An 18,161-nucleotide genomic window follows, 5' to 3' on the forward strand; every position below is an offset into this window, starting at 1 on the left:
GCAGGAAGCCGGCGCGGCCGGCGCCCTGCCAGGTTTCAGATCACTTTTTGTTGGGTGCGTAGAGCTGGTCGAAGGTACCGCCATCGGCGAAGTGGGTCTTCTGGGCCTTTTGCCAGCCGCCGAAGTCCTTGTCGATGGTCACCAGGTTCAGCTTGGGGAACTGCGCTGCGTACTTGGCGGCGATCTTGGGATCGATGGGACGGTAGTAGTTCTTGGCGATGATTTCCTGGCCTTCCTCCGAATACAGGTGCTTGAGGTATTCCTCGGCCACCTTGCGGGTACCGCGACGGTCCACCACCTTGTCCACCACGGCCACCGGCGGTTCGGTCAGGATGGAGATCGACGGCGCGACGATGTCGAACTTGTCCGGGCCCCATTCCTTCAGGGAGATCAGGGCCTCGTTTTCCCAGGCCAGCAGGACATCGCCGATGCCGCGTTCGACGAAGGTGATGGTGGCGCCACGGGCACCGGAATCCAGCACCGGCACGTTCTTGAAGAGCTTGGCGATGTAGTCGCGGGCTGCGTCGTCGCTACCGCCCTTCTGCTTGGCATAGGCCCAGGCGGCCAGGTAATTCCAGCGCGCACCGCCCGAGGTCTTGGGGTTGGGAGTGATGACGGACACGCCCGGCTTGATCAGGTCGCCCCAGTCCTTGATGCCCTTGGGATTGCCCTTGCGCACCAGGAACACGATGGTGGAGGTATAGGGCGAGCTGTTGTGCGGCAAGCGCTTTTGCCAGTCGGCCGGCAGCAGCTTGGCCTTTTCCGAGATTTCGTCGATGTCGTAGGCCAGGGCCAGGGTCACCACGTCGGCATCGATGCCGTCGATGACGGAACGGCCCTGCTTGCCGGAGCCACCGTGGGAAGCCTTGATAGTGACGTTGTCACCGGCCTTTTCCTTCCAGTACTTGGAAAAGGCCTTGTTATAGTCGGCGTAGAGTTCTCGCGTCGGGTCGTAAGAGACGTTGAGCAGCGAGAGATCGGCCGCCTGTGCGACGTGGGCGGCTTGCGCCAGCACCAGGGTGGCGACGACCGATTTGATGACGTTCTTCAGCATGTCCGTTCCCGAAAGTGTTAGTTGTTTTGGAGCACACAGGTTAATGAGCCTGCTGCCTGAAAAGAACGAATACTTTCTTCTCTCGATATGCGGAAAACAGATATGCAAGCGCAAGCCGCCGGAATAAGGCGGCCCGTCTTTATAACCAAACGTCAGGGAGAGCCAGGAAAGAGGAAACGGGCGTTCGGCAATCCGCAGGGGCGCCCTGCCCCGCCGCACGGCGCGTCCGGAGGCGGCCGACAACCTTGATATGCCGTTGATGCGGATCAAAAAAGCACGGTCGAACTTTTTGTTCTTTTCACATTGTGGTATAACCCTCATATTGCAACGCACCAGGCTGCGCCATGAAAAAAGAAGCTGCAGGCGAGACAGAACACATTTCCATCCAGGTCATCGAGCGCATGGTGTCGCTGCTCGATGCGCTGGCCGATTACCCGGACCCGGTGAGCCTAAAGGAATTGTCGGCGGCGACCGACCTGCACCCGTCGACCGCGCACCGCATCCTCAACGATCTGGTGGTCAAGCGTTTCGTGGACCGCGTGGAACCGGGCACCTACCGCCTGGGCATGCGCCTGCTGGAGCTGGGCAATATCGTCAAGAGCCGGTTGTCGGTGCGCGAGGCGGCGCTGGACTTCATGCGCGCCCTGCATCGCAAGACCCACCAGACCATCAACCTGTCGGTGCGGCAGGCCGATGAAATCGTCTATATCGACCGTTCCTTTTCCGAACGCTCCGGCATGCAGGTGGTGCGCGCCATCGGCGGCCGTGCGCCGCTGCACCTGACCTCCACCGGCAAGCTCTTTCTCTCGGTGGATGACCCCAAGAACGTGCGCGCCTATGCCACCCGGACCGGGCTGGCGGGGCATAACAAGAACTCCATCACCGATCTGACCAAGCTGGAGCGCGAGCTCTCCATGGTGCGCGCCCTCGGCTATGCCCGCGACAACGAGGAGCTGGAACTGGGCGTGCGCTGCATGGCCGCCGGCATCTGCGACGACAGCGGCAAGCTGGTGGCCGGCCTGTCGATCTCGGCCCCGGCCGACCGGCTGCAGGAGGAATGGGTGGATGACCTGGTCAGCACGGCCAACCAGATTTCGTCGGCGCTGGGATATCGCCGGGACCGGGATTGAAGCGAGGGCTAGGCCTGTTCACCTTCAATCAGATCGACCAACAAAAAAGCGAACCATCCGGTTCGCTTTTTTGTTGCTGCCGCAAGCTTGCTGCGACGATCAACCCTCGTCGGCCCTGACCATCTTCACGCGGGTCAGGTTGTTCGGCTGGTCTTCCACCAGCCACTTGCGCATGCGGGCGGCATCGCCCACGTGCGACAGGCGGCCCTTGGAATCCAGGAACACCATGACGATGGGACGACCTTCGATACGCGTGTACATCACCAGACAATGGCCGGCTTCGTTGATGAAGCCGGTCTTTTGCAGGCCGATGTCCCATTCCTTGTTGGAGGTCAGGCGGTTGGAGCTGTTGTACTGCATGGCGTGGCCGCTGGGTTCGACCATGTACTTGGGGTCGGTGGAGTACTGGCGGATGATGGGGTAGTTATAGGCCGCCACCACCAGCTTGGCCAGGTCGCGGGCGCTGGCCACGTTCTGGCTGGACAGGCCGGTCGAATCGACATAGCGGGTATCGGTCATGCCCAGCGAGCGGGCCTTGGCATTCATGGCCGCCACGAAGGCCGGCAGACCGCCCGGGTAATTGCGGCCCAGCGCCGAGGCGGCACGGTTCTCGGAACTCATCAGGGCGATGTGCAGCATGTCGTCGCGGCTCAGCGTAGCACCCACGCGCAGGCGCGAGCTGCTGTGCTTTTCGCGGTCGACGTCGTCATCGGTGACGGTCAGGGTCTCTTCCATGTTCAGGTGTGCTTCCACCACCACCAGTGCGGTCATCAGCTTGGTGACCGAGGCGATGGGCAGGGCCACCGAGGAATTTTTTTCAAACAGGACCTGCGAGCTGGCCTGGTCGATCACCAGGGCCACATTGGAGCGCAGGGCCAAGGGATCTGGCGTGAGGTTCAGGCCGGCCAGGTCGCCGGCGGTCATGACCGGTGGCACCACCGGCACCGAGGGGGCGGCCGAGACGCGCTGATAGCTGATGTGGCGCTTGCCCTTGACCACGCTGACCTTGCGCACCAGCTTTTCGCGGTTGTTCAGCGAGCCCTTGGCGACCGTGCGACTGACGGCTGTGGCGGGTCGCTTGGCGACCACCTTCTTGGCCGGGGCCTTCTTGGCGGCGTTGTTGACCGTCTGGGCTGCGGCAGGAGCCAAACCAGCGTGGACGAAAAGTAGCGATGTGAAAATGGCCAGCGCTGTTTTGAACATAGGTGGATCTCCCCCCGAATTTACCCTGATAGTACACAAGAGAAACGTTGGCAGTGTAGCAAAAAGCAGGATTTTCGCAAGAGAATTAAGACGTTAGCGCATTTATTTAAACGGCTTTCTATCTTGCGGCCGGCCGAAGCATCCCCTGTTTCGGCCAATTTTTCTGACATTTCCTGACAATCTTGCTCGATTTTATTCGATTTATTTTTGAGCAAGATCCACGCCAACGAAGCGACATGATACCAGTCTAAGCTTTCCGTTCAGTTCCTGAAAACGATAACAGAAGGCAATACCGGCCCCAGATGCTCGTTTTCGCGCTTTTTAATTCACTTTGGCGGCATCTGGAATGAAACACTAACGGGTAGTCGGGGGAGGCCGTTGACGGCGCAATGCGTCTTGCGGCCGGCACGGCAAAAGACCTGCAGCTCAGGGCTTGCGGGCGTCCAGCATGGCGACGTCAATGGAGAAGGAACAGGCCTGGTCCAGCGCGAAATACTGTTTCACCTCTTCCGGTGCGGCCTTCCACAGTGCGCGGATGGCCGTGATGTTGTCTTGCGGGGTGCGCATGCGGGCCACCCAGCTGTCGAATTCCAGGCGCAGCTTCCAGGTCTTGTCACTGTCGATGGCAAAACCGGCGGCCTGCAACAGCTTGCGCCAGGAGTTCAGGCTGATATTGCGGACATGTGAAGTATCGCGCAGCAACTCAATGGCCTGGACGTAGGTATCGGCCAGCACATCGGCCGGTGCGGCGGTATCGATGACGATGAAGCGTCCGCCCGGTTTGAGTACCCGGAACACTTCAGCGAGCGCCTGCGGCAGATTGCGCCAGTGGTGCACCGAAAAGCGGGTACAGACCAGGTCGAAGCTGGCATCGGGAAACTCCAGCCGGTCGGCGCTGCCCTGGCGCACGGCCAGGTTGTCCAGGCCACGCTCGCGGGCGGCGCTGGCGACCACGTCCAGCATTTCGGCAGCGATGTCGTAGGCAATCACTTTTTCCACCACCGGCGCCACGGCAAAGCTGGCGTGTCCGCCGCCGCACCCCAGATCGAGCACGCGGGCGCCGGGAATGGTAGCGGCGATGGCGGCCAGTTCCTGCAGATCAGCCCCCTGGGCGTGCACCGCGCTAGTGAGATAGGCGGCGGCGGTACTGCCGAACTGTTCGGTGACGACTTGCTGATGGCTGCGCATGGCGGGGCTCCTGGGCGAAATAAGTGAACAAGAATACAAAGCAGGCAAAGGCGGGTTGCATTTGCCCGTGGATGAGCAGCCAGTCTAGCGAATCCTTATCCTGTTACAAGTTCAGCATTTATACTATTACCCCGACCACCACCCTCCTCTTTCTGCATGGAACCCGATCTTGCCCGCCGCGCCCTGGGGGCCTTCCTCAAATCCCAGCGCGAACAGACTGCCCCCTCGCAAGCCGGCCTGCCACACCTGGCCCATGGCCGGCGTCGCACGCCGGGCTTGCGCCGAGAAGAGGTGGCGCAGTTGTGCGGCATCAGCGTGACCTGGTACACCTGGATCGAACAGGGGCGCACCGACTCGGTCTCGCCGCAGGCGCTGGCGCGCATCGCAGACGCGCTGCACCTGCCGCGCGCCAAGCGGGCCTACTTGTTCGAACTGGCCGGCAAGAAGGATCCGGCGCTGCCGGAGCAACAGGCGGTGGCGGTGATTGCGCCGGAAATCCTGGACGTGGTCGGCAACTTCCGCGCGCCGGCCTATCTGCTGGACCGCTACTGGAATGCCGTGGCCTGGAACCCGGCGGCGTGCAAGCTCTTCGTGGGGTGGCTGGATCAAGGGGAGGCGGCGCCCAATCTGCTGCGCTTCATGTTCGCCCGCGCGGCGGCGCAGGCCTTGACGATCGACTGGGAGCAGCGCGCGCGCCGGCTGGTGGCGGAGTTCCGGGCCGACAGTGCCAGCCTGCTGGACGATCCGGATCTGCTGGCGCTGGTGGAGGAGTTGTCAGCCGCCAGTCCGCTCTTCAAGCGGGCCTGGCACTTGCAGGATGTGGTGGAGCGCGAAGGCGGCGAGCGCCGCTTCCAGCATCCGCAATCGGGGGAACTGCGCTATCGCCAGGTCAACTTCCGCGTGGCCAACCGGCCGGACCTGAAACTGGTGACGCTGATGCCGGACGCGCCCGCGCCCGGCTGAGCTTCATTTACGGACCACGAAGGCCACGCCGATCACACCCACCAGCATGCCCAGCGCACCGATCAGGCTGAAGGCTTCGCCGAACATCAGCCAGGCCATCACGGCCGTGGTCGGTGGCGTGAGATAGAGCAGGCTGGTGACGCTGGTGGCGGCGCTGCGGCGGATCAGTGCAAACAGCAGAAAGATGGCGCCGATCGACAGGGCCAGCACCGACCACAGCAGCGCCGCGATGAATTGCGGCGTCCAGTGGACGTTGCCCAGATGCCAGTCCAGACCTTCCACGGCCACGGCAAAGGGCAGCACCACCACGATGGAGGCGGCGAACTGGATCACGGTGCCGGTGCGCAGGTCAAAGTGGGCGCAGTAGCGCTTCTGGTACAAGGTACCGATCGTGATGCACAACAAGGCAAACAGGCACAGTCCGATGCTGGCAGTGGACAGGCCGATCAGCGAAATCTTGTTGGCCACCACCAGCCCTACCCCGCACAGGCCCAGCGCCAGTCCCACCCATTGCCGGCCACGCACCGATTCACCCAGCAAGGGCGCGGCGAAGGCGGTCAGGATGGGTTGCAGGCCGACGATCAGGGCCGACAGGCCAGCCGGCATGCCGATCTTGATGGCGCACCAGACGCCGGCCAGGTAGCCGGCCTGCAGCAATACGCCAGCCACGGCCACGTGGCGGATGCGGCCGTGCGGCCAGGGGGCGCGAAACAGCAGCACCAGCGGCAGCAGCACGATCAGCACGCCAGTGAAGCGCAACAGCAGGAAGGTCAGCGGCGGCGCATACGGCAGGCCAAACTTGGCGACGATGAAGCCGGTGCTCCAGATCAATACGAACAACAGGGGCACCAGGCTCATCAGGAGCTGGCGCGACCGGCTGGCGCCGGGGGTGGATTGCATCATTTCTTTTCCGTGGGCGGGCCGCATGCGACATGCTCATGCGCGAAGAGGCCCGGGTCATTTCACCGTGCGCTCCAGCGGGCAGCGTGGAGGCCGGCGAGTCTTATCGTTTGCAGGTGGACGGCGACGGTTTGTTCGATATCTCTGCCGTAGCCGCCCGCCATCGTAACCGCAACCGGAATTTTGTGCTCGCGGGCATAGGCGAACACGGTCTCGTCACGGGCCGCGAGCCCAGCCATGCTCAGTTTCATCTTGCCCAGGCGGTCGCCCTCGTGCGGATCGGCGCCGGCCAGGTAGATCAGCAACTGCGGGGCGAAGCGCTGCTGCAGCGTTGCCAGTGCACCCTGCAGGGTAGCCAGATAGTCGGCGTCACCGATGCCATCGGGCAGGGCGACGTCGAGATCGCTCTGTTCCTTTTCGAAGGGGTAATTGTTCTCTCCGTGCAGGGACAAGGTGAACACCGAATCATCCCGCGCCAGGATGGAAGCGGTGCCGTTACCCTGGTGCACGTCCAGGTCGACGATGGCGACCCGGGCGGCGCGGCGTTCGGCCTGCATCAGGCGCGCGGCGATGGCGGCATCGTTGAAGACGCAGAAACCGGCGCCGTGGTCGGCATAGGCATGGTGGGTGCCGCCGGCCAGGTTGACCGCCACCCCGTCTGCGAAGGCGGCGCGACAGGCGGCGATGGTGGCCCCGGAAGAGCGGCGCGAGCGCTCCACCATCTGCGGTGACCACGGGAAACCGATCTCGCGCTGCTCGGCTGCGTTCAGTTCGCCACGGCTGGCGCGACCGATGTAGTCGGGATGGTGCGCCAGCGCCAGCTCGCCATCGCTGGCGGCTTGAGCTTCCTGGAAATCGATGGCCGGCTGCAGGCTGGCCGCCCCTTCGCGGATCATGCGGTACTTGATCATGGGGAAGCGGTGGCCCGGTGGCAGGGGCAGCACGAAATGGTCGCTGTAAAAGGCCTTCAAGAAAAAATTCCTTCCTGTTGATACGGGTTTCCGCATTGCAATAAGCGTTTTGCGATGCGGCGCAAACGATTGCGCGCAGCGCATTGATAACGTAATTTCATTAGCTCGACAGCAAGGAGAAAAAGAATCGAATTCCTTTTCAAAAATCACGTAAGTCCTTGATTAGACGTGGATCAATTTTGAAACACTTTTCGCAGTTCTCACGCGATGAAACGTTTGACTTTATGCACGATTAAACTAGAATCCGCCTTGTGCAATGCATCATATTCAAATAAGAAATTTCAGCGGAGATCCACCTTTCCCTTCAGATTGGTCCGTAAGCAATCACTGTCGCAGCATTGTTCATCAACCTATCACCGAGAAGGATGTTTCAACATGACGAACTACACCGAGCAATTTTCTGCTGCTGCCAAAGCCAATGCCGAAGCCCAGATCGCGCTCTTCAGCCAGCTGGCGAGCAAGACCTTTGAAGGCATGGAAAAGCTGGTGGACCTGAACCTGAAGGCCGCCAAGTCCTCGCTCGAAGAAAGCCAGGCTGCGGCCCAGAAGCTGTTCGCTGCCAAAGACCCGCAGGAATTCTTCACCCTCTCCAGCGCACATGCCCAGCCGACGCTGGAAAAGTCGGTCGCCTACGGCCGTCACCTGAGCGGCATCTTCTCCAGCACCCAGTCGGAACTGACCAAGGCTGCCGAAGCGCAGATCGCCGAAGTCAACCGCAAGGTGGTGGCCATGATCGACGAAGCGGCCAAGAACGCCCCGGCCGGTTCGGAACAGGCGATCTCGATGTTCAAGTCGGCCATCGGCAACATGAGCGCCGGCTACGAACAGTTCACCAAGAACGCCAAGCAGGCCGCTGAAGTGCTGGAAGCCAATGTCAGCAACGCCGTGGACCAGATGTCCCAGGCTGGCGCCAAGGTGACCCGCGCTGCCAAGAAGTAATCAAAAGTAATCAACAATCCGGCGCTCGCGCCGATTGCTGAAAGGCCCCGGCTGGACCGGGGCCTTTTTGCGTCTGGCGTTGCGCGTTTCAGGCGCTGATCTGGAACTCGGCACGCAGGGCGCGCAGGCCTTCCTGCATCTTCTCGAAGGCCGGTTCCACCTGGGTGGGGTCACCCTTGACGCCCAGGTCGATATGGCGGCGCGTCTGCTGGTCGCCCACGTGCGGCAGGCTGAACACCTTCACCAGCGGGAATTGCGCCTCGATGGCTTCCATCAGCGGGGTCAGGGTCGATTCCATCGCCTCGTACACCAGCATCGAACGTTCGGCCCAGGCATGGCGGTGGAACTGGTCGGCGTAGTGGTTTTCCAGCACCCACTCGAACATCGGCCAGGCCATCACGGGGAAGCCAGGCGCGAAGTAATGGGCGCCTTCGCCGCTGGTATTGGGCAGGGAAAAGCCGGGAATCTTGTTATAGGGATTGGGGATGATGGAGGCGCCCTGCGGGAACTCGCCCATCTTCAGGCGGTGCTGGTTCTCGGGTGCGTCGAAGTCGGGCGTGGCACCAGATTCGCGGGCCATGTCGGCGATGCGCTCCTGGATCTTTTCCTTGGCCTGGGGATGCAGCACCACCGGCACGCCCAGCGCAGCCGCCGCGCACTGGCGGGTGTGGTCGTCCGGGGTAGCGCCGATGCCGCCGGTGCAGAACACCACGTCCTTGGTGGCCAGTGTGCGCTTCAGGGTGGCGGTGATGCGGTCGGGGTCGTCGCCCAGATATTCCGCCCAGGACAACTGCAGGCCGCGCTGGCCGAGCAGTTCCAAGACCTTGGGGAAATGCTTGTCGATACGGCGTCCCGAGAGGATTTCGTCGCCGATGATGATGAGTCCGAATGCCATGCGTCTACCCGCCAGAAAATTGAAGAAAGATGGCGGCGATTATGCCCCATTCGGCAGCGCCGTGGCGGGCCGTGCCCTGCCCCGCCGCCCACCTTGTACCAGCACCCGGCGTCAATCAGGCTTCAACGCGGCTTCAACGCGGCTCAACGAGACTTCAACGCGGTGCCACATCGATGACCGCGCCGTCTACCGGGCCATCCGGTGGCTGGCCGCTGCGGTAGCGCAGCAGCGCTTCCAGGCAATAGAACTGGAACCACAGCGCGGTAAAGACGAACACCAGCACATACAGCCAGATCGCCACCCCGGCCAGCACGGGCAGGAAGACCACCGACAGCACCCCACCCAGCCACAGCAGGGTGGGCGCCGCACCCAGTGCGCCGGCAATGGTACCCACCGCCAGCAGCGGCCAGCGATGCAGGCGCAGCACGGCATGCCGCTCCTCGGTGCTGGCGTAGTCGGCCAGGGTGTCGTAGGCCATGACGCGATAGGTCAGCCAGCCCCACAGCAGCGAATGGATCACGAAGGCCAGCGGCGGGATCAGGAATACCCAGATCGTGGCCAGCCACAGGATGGTGAAGACGGCAAAGCACCACAGCGAGGTCCACAGACTGCCGGCGACGCTGCCGCCATGGCGCTTGGAGAGCATGGGATAGTGGCGCGCACCGATGTGACGGGAAATGGCCGGAATCGTGAACAGGCCGACGAAGACCAGTGCCGTGAGGATCATCAGCGGCAGTAGCGTCCACATCGCCAGGAGCGGCACCAGCACCGTCTTCAGGGTCGCCATGCCGAACCAGGCCAGCATGCTGCCGATTTCCCCGAACATGCTGTTGGTCACGAAATAGGCCTGCAGCCAGTCGATGATGGGTTGCAGGCCCAGCCACAGACAGACCGCCCACAGCGCCAGGGACACCAGGAAAGGCAGCACGGTCAGCCACAGCATGCGGATATGCAGCTGCGCCAGCAGGGCGCGACCGAAGGAGGCCAGGAAAATTCGCATCAGCGTGGCTTCCTGCGGGTGAATTCAACCAGGCGCTTGATGCCCAGCCATTGCTGCATCCAGAAGCCGCGGCCATAGTCGCGACCACGACCGGCCGGTGCCGGCAGCTGGTCGCGCACGCCGGTCATGGCGAAGCCCTGGCTGAAATGGGCGGTACGGAAGATCACATCCCAGATCGGGAACAGCACGGCGAAGTTGTGCCCGCCCAGCGAATTGCGGCCCCGGCTTTCATGGCCCAGGCCGATGGCGTGATGGGTGCGGTGAAAGCGCGGCGAGACCAGCAGGTATTCGCCGATGCGGCCGAAATGGATGCGCACATTGGCGTGCTGCAGGCTTTGCAGCATGCGCGAGAGCGAGACCAGCAGGATGTATTGCGAGGGCTCCACGCCGATCAGCACGGCGATGAGACCGAAGATCATGTCGTGCACCAGGTTGTCGAGCATGTGGTTGCGGTCGTCGCTCCACAGGTTCATGTTCTGCTGGCTATGGTGCAGGCTGTGCAGGGCCCACATCCAGCGCACATTGTGCTGCGCCCAGTGGTAGACGTATTCGCACAGGTCCAGCACCACCATGTAGAGCAGGAAACTGACCAGGGCACGGTCGGTCACGCCGGGCCAGATCTGATCCAGGTTGAAGGTCCCCCAGCCTTCCAGGTGCAAGGCCTCGGACAGGTAGGACAGGGACGGATCGAGCAGCAGGAAGGCGATGATGGGGATGATGCCCAGCCGCTGCAGGACGGTGTAGATGAAATCATTCCAGCGCGCGCGCGGGTCGGTGATGGGATGGACCGGGATGGCGGCCTCCAGCGGGCGCAGGATGAGGAACAGGATCACCAGTTCGCACAGGCCCACCAGGACGAATTCGGTGCCGGTGAAGGCTTCCTCGACGAATTCGCCCATGCCGGTGAAGAACACCAGCGGCTGTATCAGGGTCTCGAAAAGCCAGCCCTGGACGGTGGCAAAGAGGTCGGAAATGGTCTGGATGATCATGGATAGCTTGAATCGGTATGACGGTATGCCGCTGTGAACGGGCTGCGGGCCGACGGTGCGCCGGGCTCCCCTGCCCTCGGCGCCGGTTCGACTGGCAGCGGCGTTCAGTGTTCCTTGCCGGCACCAAACAGGTGGCGGTAGGCCGGATGTTCGCGCAGGGTGGCAAAGCAGTATCCCTTCTGCTCCAGCCCGCTGATCAAGGGTTCCAGCACGGCCGGCGCCCAGGGGTCCTGGCGCGACCAGATGCCCATATGGGCCAGGAAGATATCACCATCCTTGAGGCCATCGAGCGCCTTTTTCAGCAACAACTCGTTGGGGAATTTGTCGCTGGGCAGTTCGTCACCGGAAAAACCGGCCGGCGCCCAGGCCACATGGGCGTAGCCGCAGGCCTGCCCGGCCTTGAGCAGGTTGTGCGTGAGGCGCCCGCCGGGGGCGCGCCACAGCGGGTCGAGCTTGTGCCCGGTCAGTTGCTGGAAGCGCTGGTCCACGCGCTGCATCTCCTGGCAATACTGGGCCGGGGTCCATTGCAGCTTCTTGCCGGCCTGCGCGCCGAATTGCGGCCGCACCTCGACCTTGCCGTCCGGCAGGTCGCGGACCACGTAGACATGGTCGAAGGTATGGGTACCAAAGGCATGGCCCTCGGCCACCAGCCGCTTCCACAGCGGCGCCCAGGCCGGATCCAGGGAGTAGTCTCCGTGGATGGTCTTCTCGTTGGCAAGGAAGAAGGTGGCCTTGATATGGTGGCGCAGCAGGGTCTGTTCGATCAGTTCGGCCTGGGACTGGCTGCCGGTATCGAAGGTGAGGTAGATGTGCCCCTTGCAGGCGGCCGCCTCGGGTGCGGCGGATTGCGCAACGGCCTGGCCGGCCGCCAGGATGGCGAACAGGCACAGGCCGCGCAGGGTCTGGTTCGAGAGGGACAGCGTCATCGTGGAGCGGTCATCGGCAGGATCAGATATCGGGCGCCCGGTTGTACAGGTAGATGCCGTGCGGCGAACGGCCCACCGGGATCACCTTGGTCACCGTGCGGCTGGCCAGGTCGATCACCGCGACCTTCTTGCTCCAGCGCAACGTCGCCCACATGGTCTTGCCGTCGGCGGTAACTTCCATGCAGTCCGGGCCGCCAGGGACCTTGATGGTGCCGACGTTTTCCAGTGTGGTCATGTCGACGATGCTGATGGTATTGGCCACGCGGTTGGAGACATAGATGAAGCGTTTGTCACCCTGGCCACGGAAGTTGTGGGCGCCGACGCCGGTCTTGATCTTCTTGACCATCTTCTGGGTGCGCCAGTCGATCACCTCGACATAGTCCGAACCCATGATGCCCACCAGCAGGTACTTGTTGTCCGGGGTCATGACGATGCCGGCCGGCAGCTTGCCCACCGGCATGGTCCACTTGACCTGCTGGGTAGCCAGGTCGATGGCGCTGATCTGGTCGCTGCCCTGCTGGGTGATGAAGGCGATGGTGCTGTCGTTGTCGAAGGCGATGTGGCTGGGCGTCTTGGCCAGCGGGATGCGCTTGGACAGCTTCAGGTCCTGGCCGTCATAGCTGTAGACATCGACCCGGTCCAGGCGCAGGCCGGTGGCCACAAACCACTTCTGGTCGGGGGTGAAGCCGATCTGGTAGGGGTCGATGATGTCGCGGATCTTGCGCTGCACGGCACCGGTCTTGGGGTCCAGGAACAGCAGCTGGTTGCCGGTGGCGCTGGCTACGATGAGGGACTTGTTGTCCGGGGTGGCCATCAGGTGGTGTGGTTCCTTGCCGACCGAGAAGGTGGAGAGCTCCTTCTCACCGCTCTGGTCCAGCAGCGACACTGAGGCGTCGCCGGAGTTGAGTACCACCACCACATTGGCATGGGCGGACACCGCGAGAACGGCCGACACACATGCTGCGCGGAGGGAAAGGGATAAAAGTTGGCTGAATCGACGCAACATGACGAACTTTACACAAAAATGCCTGATCTCATCGTGCACGGAGCACGTCCTGGGTTCTTAACGCATGCCAGAGGCATCCCGCTGACAGCCCACTGACGCAATATGAAAAAATTTCAATTTTTGGTTTACACTGCCTGCCGTTCCGGTCGCATGCCGCTGCCGGAGCGGCCTGCAAGCCTGTCGCCATGCGGCGACGCGCAGGTGGACATGGACAGTGGGGAAATTGCCTGCGGGCACTATCCATCAGTTCCGCACCACCCAACATGAACAGCCAGGCCGCGCACACCCCATCCCCTCACCGAAAGGAACAAGATGTCCACGATCACCACAGCTTCCGGGCTGCAATATGAAGAAATCACCGTAGGCTCGGGCGACGAAGCCAAGGCCGGCAGCCATGTCACCGTGCATTACACCGGCTGGCTGCAGAATGCAGACGGCAGCGCCGGCAGCAAGTTCGATTCCAGCAAGGACCGCAATGACCCGTTCGCCTTCCCGCTGGGCGCAGGCCATGTGATCAAGGGCTGGGACGAAGGCGTGCAAGGCATGAAGGTCGGTGGCACCCGCAAGCTGATCATCCCGGCCGGCCTGGGTTATGGCGCACGCGGCGCTGGCGGCGTGATTCCGCCCAATGCCACCCTGATCTTCGAAGTCGAACTGCTGGGCGTCTGAGCCCGCTGGAGGAGAGAGACATGAGCACCCTGCAAGAACAGTTCGAAGCGGCCGTGGCCGAATCCAAGAGCCTGCCCGAGCGTCCCGACAACATGACCCTGCTGAAGATGTATGGTCTCTACAAGCAGGGCAGCAACGGCGACGTGCAGGGTGAGCGCCCCGGCATGACCGATTTCGTGGCCCGCGCCAAGTTCGACGCCTGGGCCGCGCTCAAGGGCAAGCCGCAAGCCGAAGCGCAGCAGGAATACATCGATATCTTCAATGAACTGAAGGGTTGATGCGGGTGCGGCAGCCGTTAGCTGTTGCCGCATACCGGAAGCGAAAGCGCAAAAAAATGGGCGCACCCCTGATCGGGTGCGCCCATTTTGTTTTGTCGTTTTGTTTTGCCGCAATGTGGCTGGATCAGCCCTTGACCACGTCCGGGTTGAGCAGATTGGGCGGACGCTGGCCGGACAAGGCGGCAATCAGGTTGCCGGCGGCGCAATTGGCCATGGCCAGGCGCGTGGGGGTGGAGGCGCTGGCGATGTGGGGAGTGAGCACCACATTGCTGAGGTCAAGGAATTCGGGCTTGAAGGCCGGCTCGTTCTCGAACACGTCCACGCCGGCCGCAGCGATGCGGCCTTCGCGCAGGGCCGCGATCAGGGCGGCATCATCGACGATGCCGCCACGGGCGATATTGGTCAGGGTGGCGGTCGGCTTCATCAGCGCCAGCTCGGCGGCGCCGATGGTGTGGTGGGTGTCTTTCGAATAGGGCAGCACCAGCACCACGTGGTCGGCCTGCCGGAGCAGATCTTCCTTGCTGACGTAGCGCGCGTGGTTGGCACGCGCCTCCTGCTCCGGCGCCAGGCGCGAGCGGTTGTGGTACAGCACCTGCATGTCGAAGCCCAGCGAGCGGCGGGCGATGGCCTGGCCGATGCGGCCCATGCCGATGATGCCCAGGGTGGCGCCATGGATGTCGGGGCCGACGAAGCTGTCGTAGCTCCACTTCTTCCACTGGCCGGCACGCAGGAAGTGCTCCGATTCGGTGATGCGACGGGCCGCCGCCATCATCAGCGCCCAGCCGAAGTCGGCGGTGGTCTCGTTGAGCACGTCGGGCGTATTGGTGGCCATCACGCCGGCGCGGGTAGCGGCGGCCACGTCGATGTTGTTGTAGCCCACGGCCATGTTGCAGACCGCCTTGAGCTGGGGATTGGCGGCGAACAGCGCCGCCGTGACCGGTTCGCTGGGGGTGGTGAAGAGGCCGGCCTTGCCCTGGGCCTTGGCCTGCAGTTCATCGGCAGTGTAGATGCGGTCGTCCTGGTTGGACTCGACCTCGAAGTGCTGCTCCAGGCGCGCCAATACTTCAGGGAAGACGGCGCGGGCGACGAAGATCTTTGGTTTCATGGGGTCTCGTAGTGTCTCGAAATGTCTCGTTGGATGCGCTTGGGTGAACAGTAATTCAGGAATTCGGATGATTAGAAGAACAGGAAACTCATGACGATGAACAGCGGCACCAGGATGCCCACTGACCACGCCATGTAGCCGAAGAAACTGGGCATGCGGATGCCGCGCTCCTCGGCGATGGCCTTGACCATCATGTTGGGTGCATTGCCGATATAGCTGTTGGCCCCCATGAAGACGGCACCGGCAGAAATGGCCGCCAGGGTCGAGGCCAGCGGCCCCATCAGTTCCCGGGCATCACCCGATGCGGTGTTGAAGAAGACCAGGTAGGTCGGTGCATTGTCGAGGAAGGAAGACAGCAGGCCGGTCATCCAGAAATACATCACATCGTCAGGCCGGCCGTCGGGGCCGGTCACGGCGCGCACCACGGTGGCAAATGCGCCCTGCTCGCCCGCGCGCAGCATGGCGATGACCGGGGCGATGGTGAGGAAGATGGCGGCGAAGAGCTTGCCCACCTCCAGCATCGGCCCCCAGCCGAACTCATTGCCGGCACGGGCGCTGCCGGGGGTCAGCCACAGCGACAGCAGGATCACCAGCAGCAAGGCGCCATCGCGCAGCAGGTTCTGCCATTCCAGCGGCGCCCCCATCAACTCGGTGGCCACGCCGGGCTTCCACAGGCCGCTCATGAGCACCAGCCCGACCACCACTGCCAGCAGCAGGAAGTTGACACTGCCTTCCAGCTGCAGCGACGAGTCTGGCGTGGGGTCGAGCGGGCGGCGCTCTTCGCGGTTGAGGTAGAAGTGCCGGTCCAGCAGGTAGAAGATCAGCAGCAGCGCGCCGCACAGGAAGGCCATCGGCGCCAGCAGGTGGCGTGCGGTCCAGAAGAAGTCCACCCCCTTCAAAAAGCCCAGGAACAGCGGCGGATCCCCCAGCGGCGTGAGCGAACCACCGGCATTGGCCACCAGGAAGATGAAGAACACCACCACATGCACCGAGTGCTTGCGGTCGTCGTTGGCGCGGATCAGTGGGCGGATCAGCAGCATGGCCGCGCCAGTGGTACCCATGATGCTGGCCAGCAGGGTGCCCAGCGCCAGCAGCCCGGTATTCAAGGCCGGCGTCCCATGCAGGTTGCCGCGCACGCAGATGCCACCGGCCACCGTGAAGAGGGCGGTCAGCAGGATGATGAAGGGAAGATATTCCGCCACCAGCGCATGCACGCTGATGGCCAGCGCTGCGTGCAGGCCCTGCGTGGCAGCCAGCGGCAGCAGCAAAGCCAGCGCCCAGGCGCCGGCGATCTTGCCGAAATGGTGATGCCATAGCGACGGGGCCAGCAGTGGCAGCACGGCGATGGAAAGCAATACGCCGGCAAATGGGAGGGCCCAGACCAGCGACAGGCCGGCGCCGTCAAGATCGGCGGCCTGAGCCGACAGAGGGAGCGTCAAACCCGACAGGGCAAGGAGGATGGCGTTGAGCGGCAAGTGTCGTCCTCAAGATGGCAGTGAAGAAAAACCCGCCACCATGACAGCCGACGACGGGGAGCCACACTATAGCAGCCGGCTTGCCGCCGGCGCGCGAAAACCGGCCAGTGAAAAAACTTTCAGCTATTGATCAAATCCGCTCTGTGCCGCGCAAACCCGGTCAGGCCTTGATCTGGAACACCTGGCGCAGATAGTTCACATAAGCCGGGTCATCGCACATGTTCTTGGACGGGGTGTCGGAGAGCTTCGCCACCGGCTGGCCGTTGCAGCGCACCATCTTCATGACCACCTGCAGGGGCGTATAGCCCAGGTCGTTGGTCAGGTTGGTGCCCACACCGAAGGCGACCTTGGCGCGGTCCTTGAAGCGCAGATACAGGGCGCGCACCTTGTCGAAGTCAAGGCTGTCGGAGAACACCAGCACCTTGCTGGAGGGATCGACGCGATTGTCGCGGTAATGCTGGATCAGGCGCTCGCCCCATTCGAAGGGGTCGCCCGAGTCGTGGCGCGCACCGTCGAAGAGCTTGCAGAAGTACATGTCATAGTCGCGCAGGAAGGCGTCCATGCCATAGACGTCGGAGAGCGTAATACCCAGGTCTCCGCGATATTCACGCGCCCACATCTCAAAAGCGAAGGTCTGTGAATCGCGCAGGCGCGGACCGAGGGCCTGGCAGGCCTGCAGGTATTCGTGGGCCATGGTGCCCAGGGGCGTCAAGTCGTGCTGCATGGCGTACATCACGTTGGAGGTGCCGGCGAAGTGCTCGCCCATGTGCTGCTTCATCTCGTCGATGACTTCGGCATGCCAGCTGCGCGAGAAGCGGCGGCGGGTGCCGTAGTCGGCGATCTTGCAGCCGGCCAGTTCGGCGTCGTCGGTGATGACCGACATCTTCCGGCGCAGGCGCGCCCTGCCCTCTTCCAGGTCGGGTGTGCGCTGGGTGGCGCGGAAATAGACTTCATTGACGATGGCCAGCACCGGCACTTCGAACATGATGGTGTGCAGCCAGGGGCCCTTGACGCTGATCTCGATCTCGCCGTTGCCGGCCGGGTCGGGCTGGACGGTGATGTACTTTTCGTTCAGGTGGAACAGGTCGAGGAAGTCGACGAAGTCACTCTTGATGAAGCGCAGGCCGCGCAGGTAGTTCAGTTCGTCTTCCTTGAAGCGCAAGCGGCACAGGGCGGCGATCTCGGCGCGGATTTCCTCGACGTAGGGGGTCAGATCGATGTGCTCGTTGCGGCATTTGAAGCGATATTCGACTTGGGCGCCGGGGAAGTGATGCAGCACCACCTGCATCATCGTGAATTTGTACAGGTCGGTGTCGAGTAAGGAAGTGATGATCATGAAGTCCGGATGCGGATGCCCCGCATGCTGCCATGTTGATGGTCCACGTGCATGGCGGGTCGCCCCGGAGCGGTCCCGCGCCATGCCTTGGCGGCCCCCTTGGGCGCCGCGTGCGCTATCTTAACCGAGATCGG

18 protein-coding genes are annotated in these 18,161 nt (G+C 62.8%); 5 read left to right on the forward strand and 13 right to left on the reverse strand.

Annotated features, from left to right (window positions below):
- Nucleotides 1–40 precede the first annotated feature (40 nt).
- Entirely contained in the window at nucleotides 41–1,054 is a 1,014-nt protein-coding gene (locus ACEOAC_RS17080) for a sulfate ABC transporter substrate-binding protein (protein WP_102661492.1), read from the reverse strand.
- A 344-nt stretch (nucleotides 1,055–1,398) separates the two neighbouring features.
- On the opposite strand from ACEOAC_RS17080, the gene ACEOAC_RS17085 reads away from it, so the two are divergent.
- The gene (locus ACEOAC_RS17085; protein WP_006464484.1) at nucleotides 1,399–2,184 is read left to right on the forward strand and encodes an IclR family transcriptional regulator; all 786 of its coding nucleotides are present in this window, start codon (nucleotides 1,399–1,401) and stop codon (nucleotides 2,182–2,184) included.
- A gap of 99 nt (nucleotides 2,185–2,283) precedes the next feature.
- Here ACEOAC_RS17085 and pbpG read toward each other — a convergent pair whose 3' ends face one another.
- Nucleotides 2,284–3,387 carry a D-alanyl-D-alanine endopeptidase gene (gene pbpG / locus ACEOAC_RS17090; protein WP_413445150.1) on the reverse strand — a complete coding sequence of 368 codons (1,104 nt, stop codon included), beginning with the start codon at nucleotides 3,385–3,387 and terminating at the stop codon, nucleotides 2,284–2,286.
- Nucleotides 3,388–3,813: 426 nt separating this feature from the next.
- A complete protein-coding gene (locus tag ACEOAC_RS17095; RefSeq protein ID WP_006465634.1) occupies nucleotides 3,814–4,575 on the reverse strand; it encodes a class I SAM-dependent methyltransferase in 762 nt (253 codons plus the stop codon).
- A 156-nt stretch (nucleotides 4,576–4,731) separates the two neighbouring features.
- Here ACEOAC_RS17095 and ACEOAC_RS17100 point away from each other — a divergent pair, with 156 nt between their 5' ends.
- On the forward strand, nucleotides 4,732–5,538 hold the full coding sequence (locus ACEOAC_RS17100; RefSeq protein WP_413628472.1) for a helix-turn-helix transcriptional regulator: 807 nt from the start codon (nucleotides 4,732–4,734) through the stop codon (nucleotides 5,536–5,538).
- A gap of 3 nt (nucleotides 5,539–5,541) precedes the next feature.
- Here the strand turns inward: ACEOAC_RS17100 and ACEOAC_RS17105 are convergent, their stop codons facing one another.
- Nucleotides 5,542–6,441, reverse strand: a complete 900-nt coding sequence (locus ACEOAC_RS17105; protein WP_006465632.1) for a DMT family transporter — start codon at nucleotides 6,439–6,441, stop codon at nucleotides 5,542–5,544.
- 59 nt (nucleotides 6,442–6,500) lie between these two features.
- Entirely contained in the window at nucleotides 6,501–7,349 is an 849-nt protein-coding gene (locus ACEOAC_RS17110) for a histone deacetylase (protein ID WP_413628915.1), read from the reverse strand.
- Nucleotides 7,350–7,784: 435 nt separating this feature from the next.
- Between ACEOAC_RS17110 and ACEOAC_RS17115 the strand changes: the two genes are divergently transcribed.
- A complete protein-coding gene (locus tag ACEOAC_RS17115; RefSeq protein ID WP_077235090.1) occupies nucleotides 7,785–8,348 on the forward strand; it encodes a phasin family protein in 564 nt (187 codons plus the stop codon).
- Nucleotides 8,349–8,436: 88 nt separating this feature from the next.
- On the opposite strand, the gene ACEOAC_RS17120 is transcribed toward ACEOAC_RS17115, so the two are convergent.
- The 5 genes from ACEOAC_RS17120 to ACEOAC_RS17140 form a co-directional block, all read right to left on the reverse strand.
- Entirely contained in the window at nucleotides 8,437–9,243 is an 807-nt protein-coding gene (locus ACEOAC_RS17120; protein ID WP_413444614.1) for a competence/damage-inducible protein A, read from the reverse strand.
- A 154-nt stretch (nucleotides 9,244–9,397) separates the two neighbouring features.
- Nucleotides 9,398–10,243 carry an EI24 domain-containing protein gene (locus tag ACEOAC_RS17125; RefSeq protein WP_102661483.1) on the reverse strand — a complete coding sequence of 282 codons (846 nt, stop codon included), beginning with the start codon at nucleotides 10,241–10,243 and terminating at the stop codon, nucleotides 9,398–9,400.
- A complete protein-coding gene (locus ACEOAC_RS17130; RefSeq protein ID WP_039877229.1) occupies nucleotides 10,243–11,229 on the reverse strand; it encodes a sterol desaturase family protein in 987 nt (328 codons plus the stop codon). The genes ACEOAC_RS17125 and ACEOAC_RS17130 overlap by 1 nt, the downstream gene beginning before the upstream one ends.
- A gap of 107 nt (nucleotides 11,230–11,336) precedes the next feature.
- On the reverse strand, nucleotides 11,337–12,158 hold the full coding sequence (locus ACEOAC_RS17135; protein ID WP_413444613.1) for a polysaccharide deacetylase family protein: 822 nt from the start codon (nucleotides 12,156–12,158) through the stop codon (nucleotides 11,337–11,339).
- Nucleotides 12,159–12,180: 22 nt separating this feature from the next.
- Entirely contained in the window at nucleotides 12,181–13,164 is a 984-nt protein-coding gene (locus ACEOAC_RS17140; RefSeq protein ID WP_077235080.1) for a beta-propeller fold lactonase family protein, read from the reverse strand.
- 312 nt (nucleotides 13,165–13,476) lie between these two features.
- On the opposite strand from ACEOAC_RS17140, the gene ACEOAC_RS17145 reads away from it, so the two are divergent.
- Together ACEOAC_RS17145 and ACEOAC_RS17150 are read left to right on the forward strand one after the other, a co-directional pair.
- Nucleotides 13,477–13,833 carry an FKBP-type peptidyl-prolyl cis-trans isomerase gene (locus tag ACEOAC_RS17145; RefSeq protein ID WP_006465622.1) on the forward strand — a complete coding sequence of 119 codons (357 nt, stop codon included), beginning with the start codon at nucleotides 13,477–13,479 and terminating at the stop codon, nucleotides 13,831–13,833.
- 20 nt (nucleotides 13,834–13,853) lie between these two features.
- Nucleotides 13,854–14,111 carry an acyl-CoA-binding protein gene (locus ACEOAC_RS17150; RefSeq protein ID WP_034340818.1) on the forward strand — a complete coding sequence of 86 codons (258 nt, stop codon included), beginning with the start codon at nucleotides 13,854–13,856 and terminating at the stop codon, nucleotides 14,109–14,111.
- Between the two features lie 124 nt (nucleotides 14,112–14,235).
- Here ACEOAC_RS17150 and ACEOAC_RS17155 read toward each other — a convergent pair whose 3' ends face one another.
- From ACEOAC_RS17155 to pncB, 3 genes are all read right to left on the reverse strand, one after another.
- The gene (locus ACEOAC_RS17155) at nucleotides 14,236–15,216 is read right to left on the reverse strand and encodes a 2-hydroxyacid dehydrogenase (protein ID WP_413444612.1); all 981 of its coding nucleotides are present in this window, start codon (nucleotides 15,214–15,216) and stop codon (nucleotides 14,236–14,238) included.
- Nucleotides 15,217–15,287: 71 nt separating this feature from the next.
- Nucleotides 15,288–16,691: a sodium:proton antiporter gene (locus tag ACEOAC_RS17160; protein ID WP_413444611.1), complete on the reverse strand. Its 1,404-nt coding sequence runs from the start codon at nucleotides 16,689–16,691 to the stop codon at nucleotides 15,288–15,290.
- 160 nt (nucleotides 16,692–16,851) lie between these two features.
- Entirely contained in the window at nucleotides 16,852–18,027 is a 1,176-nt protein-coding gene (gene pncB, locus ACEOAC_RS17165; RefSeq protein WP_006465388.1) for a nicotinate phosphoribosyltransferase, read from the reverse strand.
- Nucleotides 18,028–18,161 lie beyond the last annotated feature (134 nt).

This window comes from Herbaspirillum frisingense (assembly GCF_047325095.1).
GTDB lineage: Bacteria > Pseudomonadota > Gammaproteobacteria > Burkholderiales > Burkholderiaceae_D > Herbaspirillum > Herbaspirillum frisingense.

Bases quoted from the DNA above. Each gene is read 5' to 3' on its own strand.
- ACEOAC_RS17135 (WP_413444613.1), bottom strand. From the start codon at position 12,158: ATGACGCTGTCCCTCTCGAACCAGACCCTGCGCGGCCTGTGCCTGTTC.
- ACEOAC_RS17120 (WP_413444614.1), bottom strand. From the start codon at position 9,243: ATGGCATTCGGACTCATCATCATCGGCGACGAAATCCTCTCGGGACGC.
- ACEOAC_RS17080 (WP_102661492.1), bottom strand. From the start codon at position 1,054: ATGCTGAAGAACGTCATCAAATCGGTCGTCGCCACCCTGGTGCTGGCG.
- ACEOAC_RS17110 (WP_413628915.1), bottom strand. From the start codon at position 7,349: ATGATCAAGTACCGCATGATCCGCGAAGGGGCGGCCAGCCTGCAGCCG.
- pbpG (WP_413445150.1), bottom strand. From the start codon at position 3,387: ATGTTCAAAACAGCGCTGGCCATTTTCACATCGCTACTTTTCGTCCAC.
- ACEOAC_RS17085 (WP_006464484.1), top strand. From the start codon at position 1,399: ATGAAAAAAGAAGCTGCAGGCGAGACAGAACACATTTCCATCCAGGTC.
- ACEOAC_RS17115 (WP_077235090.1), top strand. From the start codon at position 7,785: ATGACGAACTACACCGAGCAATTTTCTGCTGCTGCCAAAGCCAATGCC.
- pncB (WP_006465388.1), bottom strand. From the start codon at position 18,027: ATGATCATCACTTCCTTACTCGACACCGACCTGTACAAATTCACGATG.
- ACEOAC_RS17125 (WP_102661483.1), bottom strand. From the start codon at position 10,243: ATGCGAATTTTCCTGGCCTCCTTCGGTCGCGCCCTGCTGGCGCAGCTG.
- ACEOAC_RS17150 (WP_034340818.1), top strand. From the start codon at position 13,854: ATGAGCACCCTGCAAGAACAGTTCGAAGCGGCCGTGGCCGAATCCAAG.
- ACEOAC_RS17140 (WP_077235080.1), bottom strand. From the start codon at position 13,164: ATGTTGCGTCGATTCAGCCAACTTTTATCCCTTTCCCTCCGCGCAGCA.
- ACEOAC_RS17105 (WP_006465632.1), bottom strand. From the start codon at position 6,441: ATGATGCAATCCACCCCCGGCGCCAGCCGGTCGCGCCAGCTCCTGATG.
- ACEOAC_RS17100 (WP_413628472.1), top strand. From the start codon at position 4,732: ATGGAACCCGATCTTGCCCGCCGCGCCCTGGGGGCCTTCCTCAAATCC.
- ACEOAC_RS17145 (WP_006465622.1), top strand. From the start codon at position 13,477: ATGTCCACGATCACCACAGCTTCCGGGCTGCAATATGAAGAAATCACC.
- ACEOAC_RS17095 (WP_006465634.1), bottom strand. From the start codon at position 4,575: ATGCGCAGCCATCAGCAAGTCGTCACCGAACAGTTCGGCAGTACCGCC.
- ACEOAC_RS17155 (WP_413444612.1), bottom strand. From the start codon at position 15,216: ATGAAACCAAAGATCTTCGTCGCCCGCGCCGTCTTCCCTGAAGTATTG.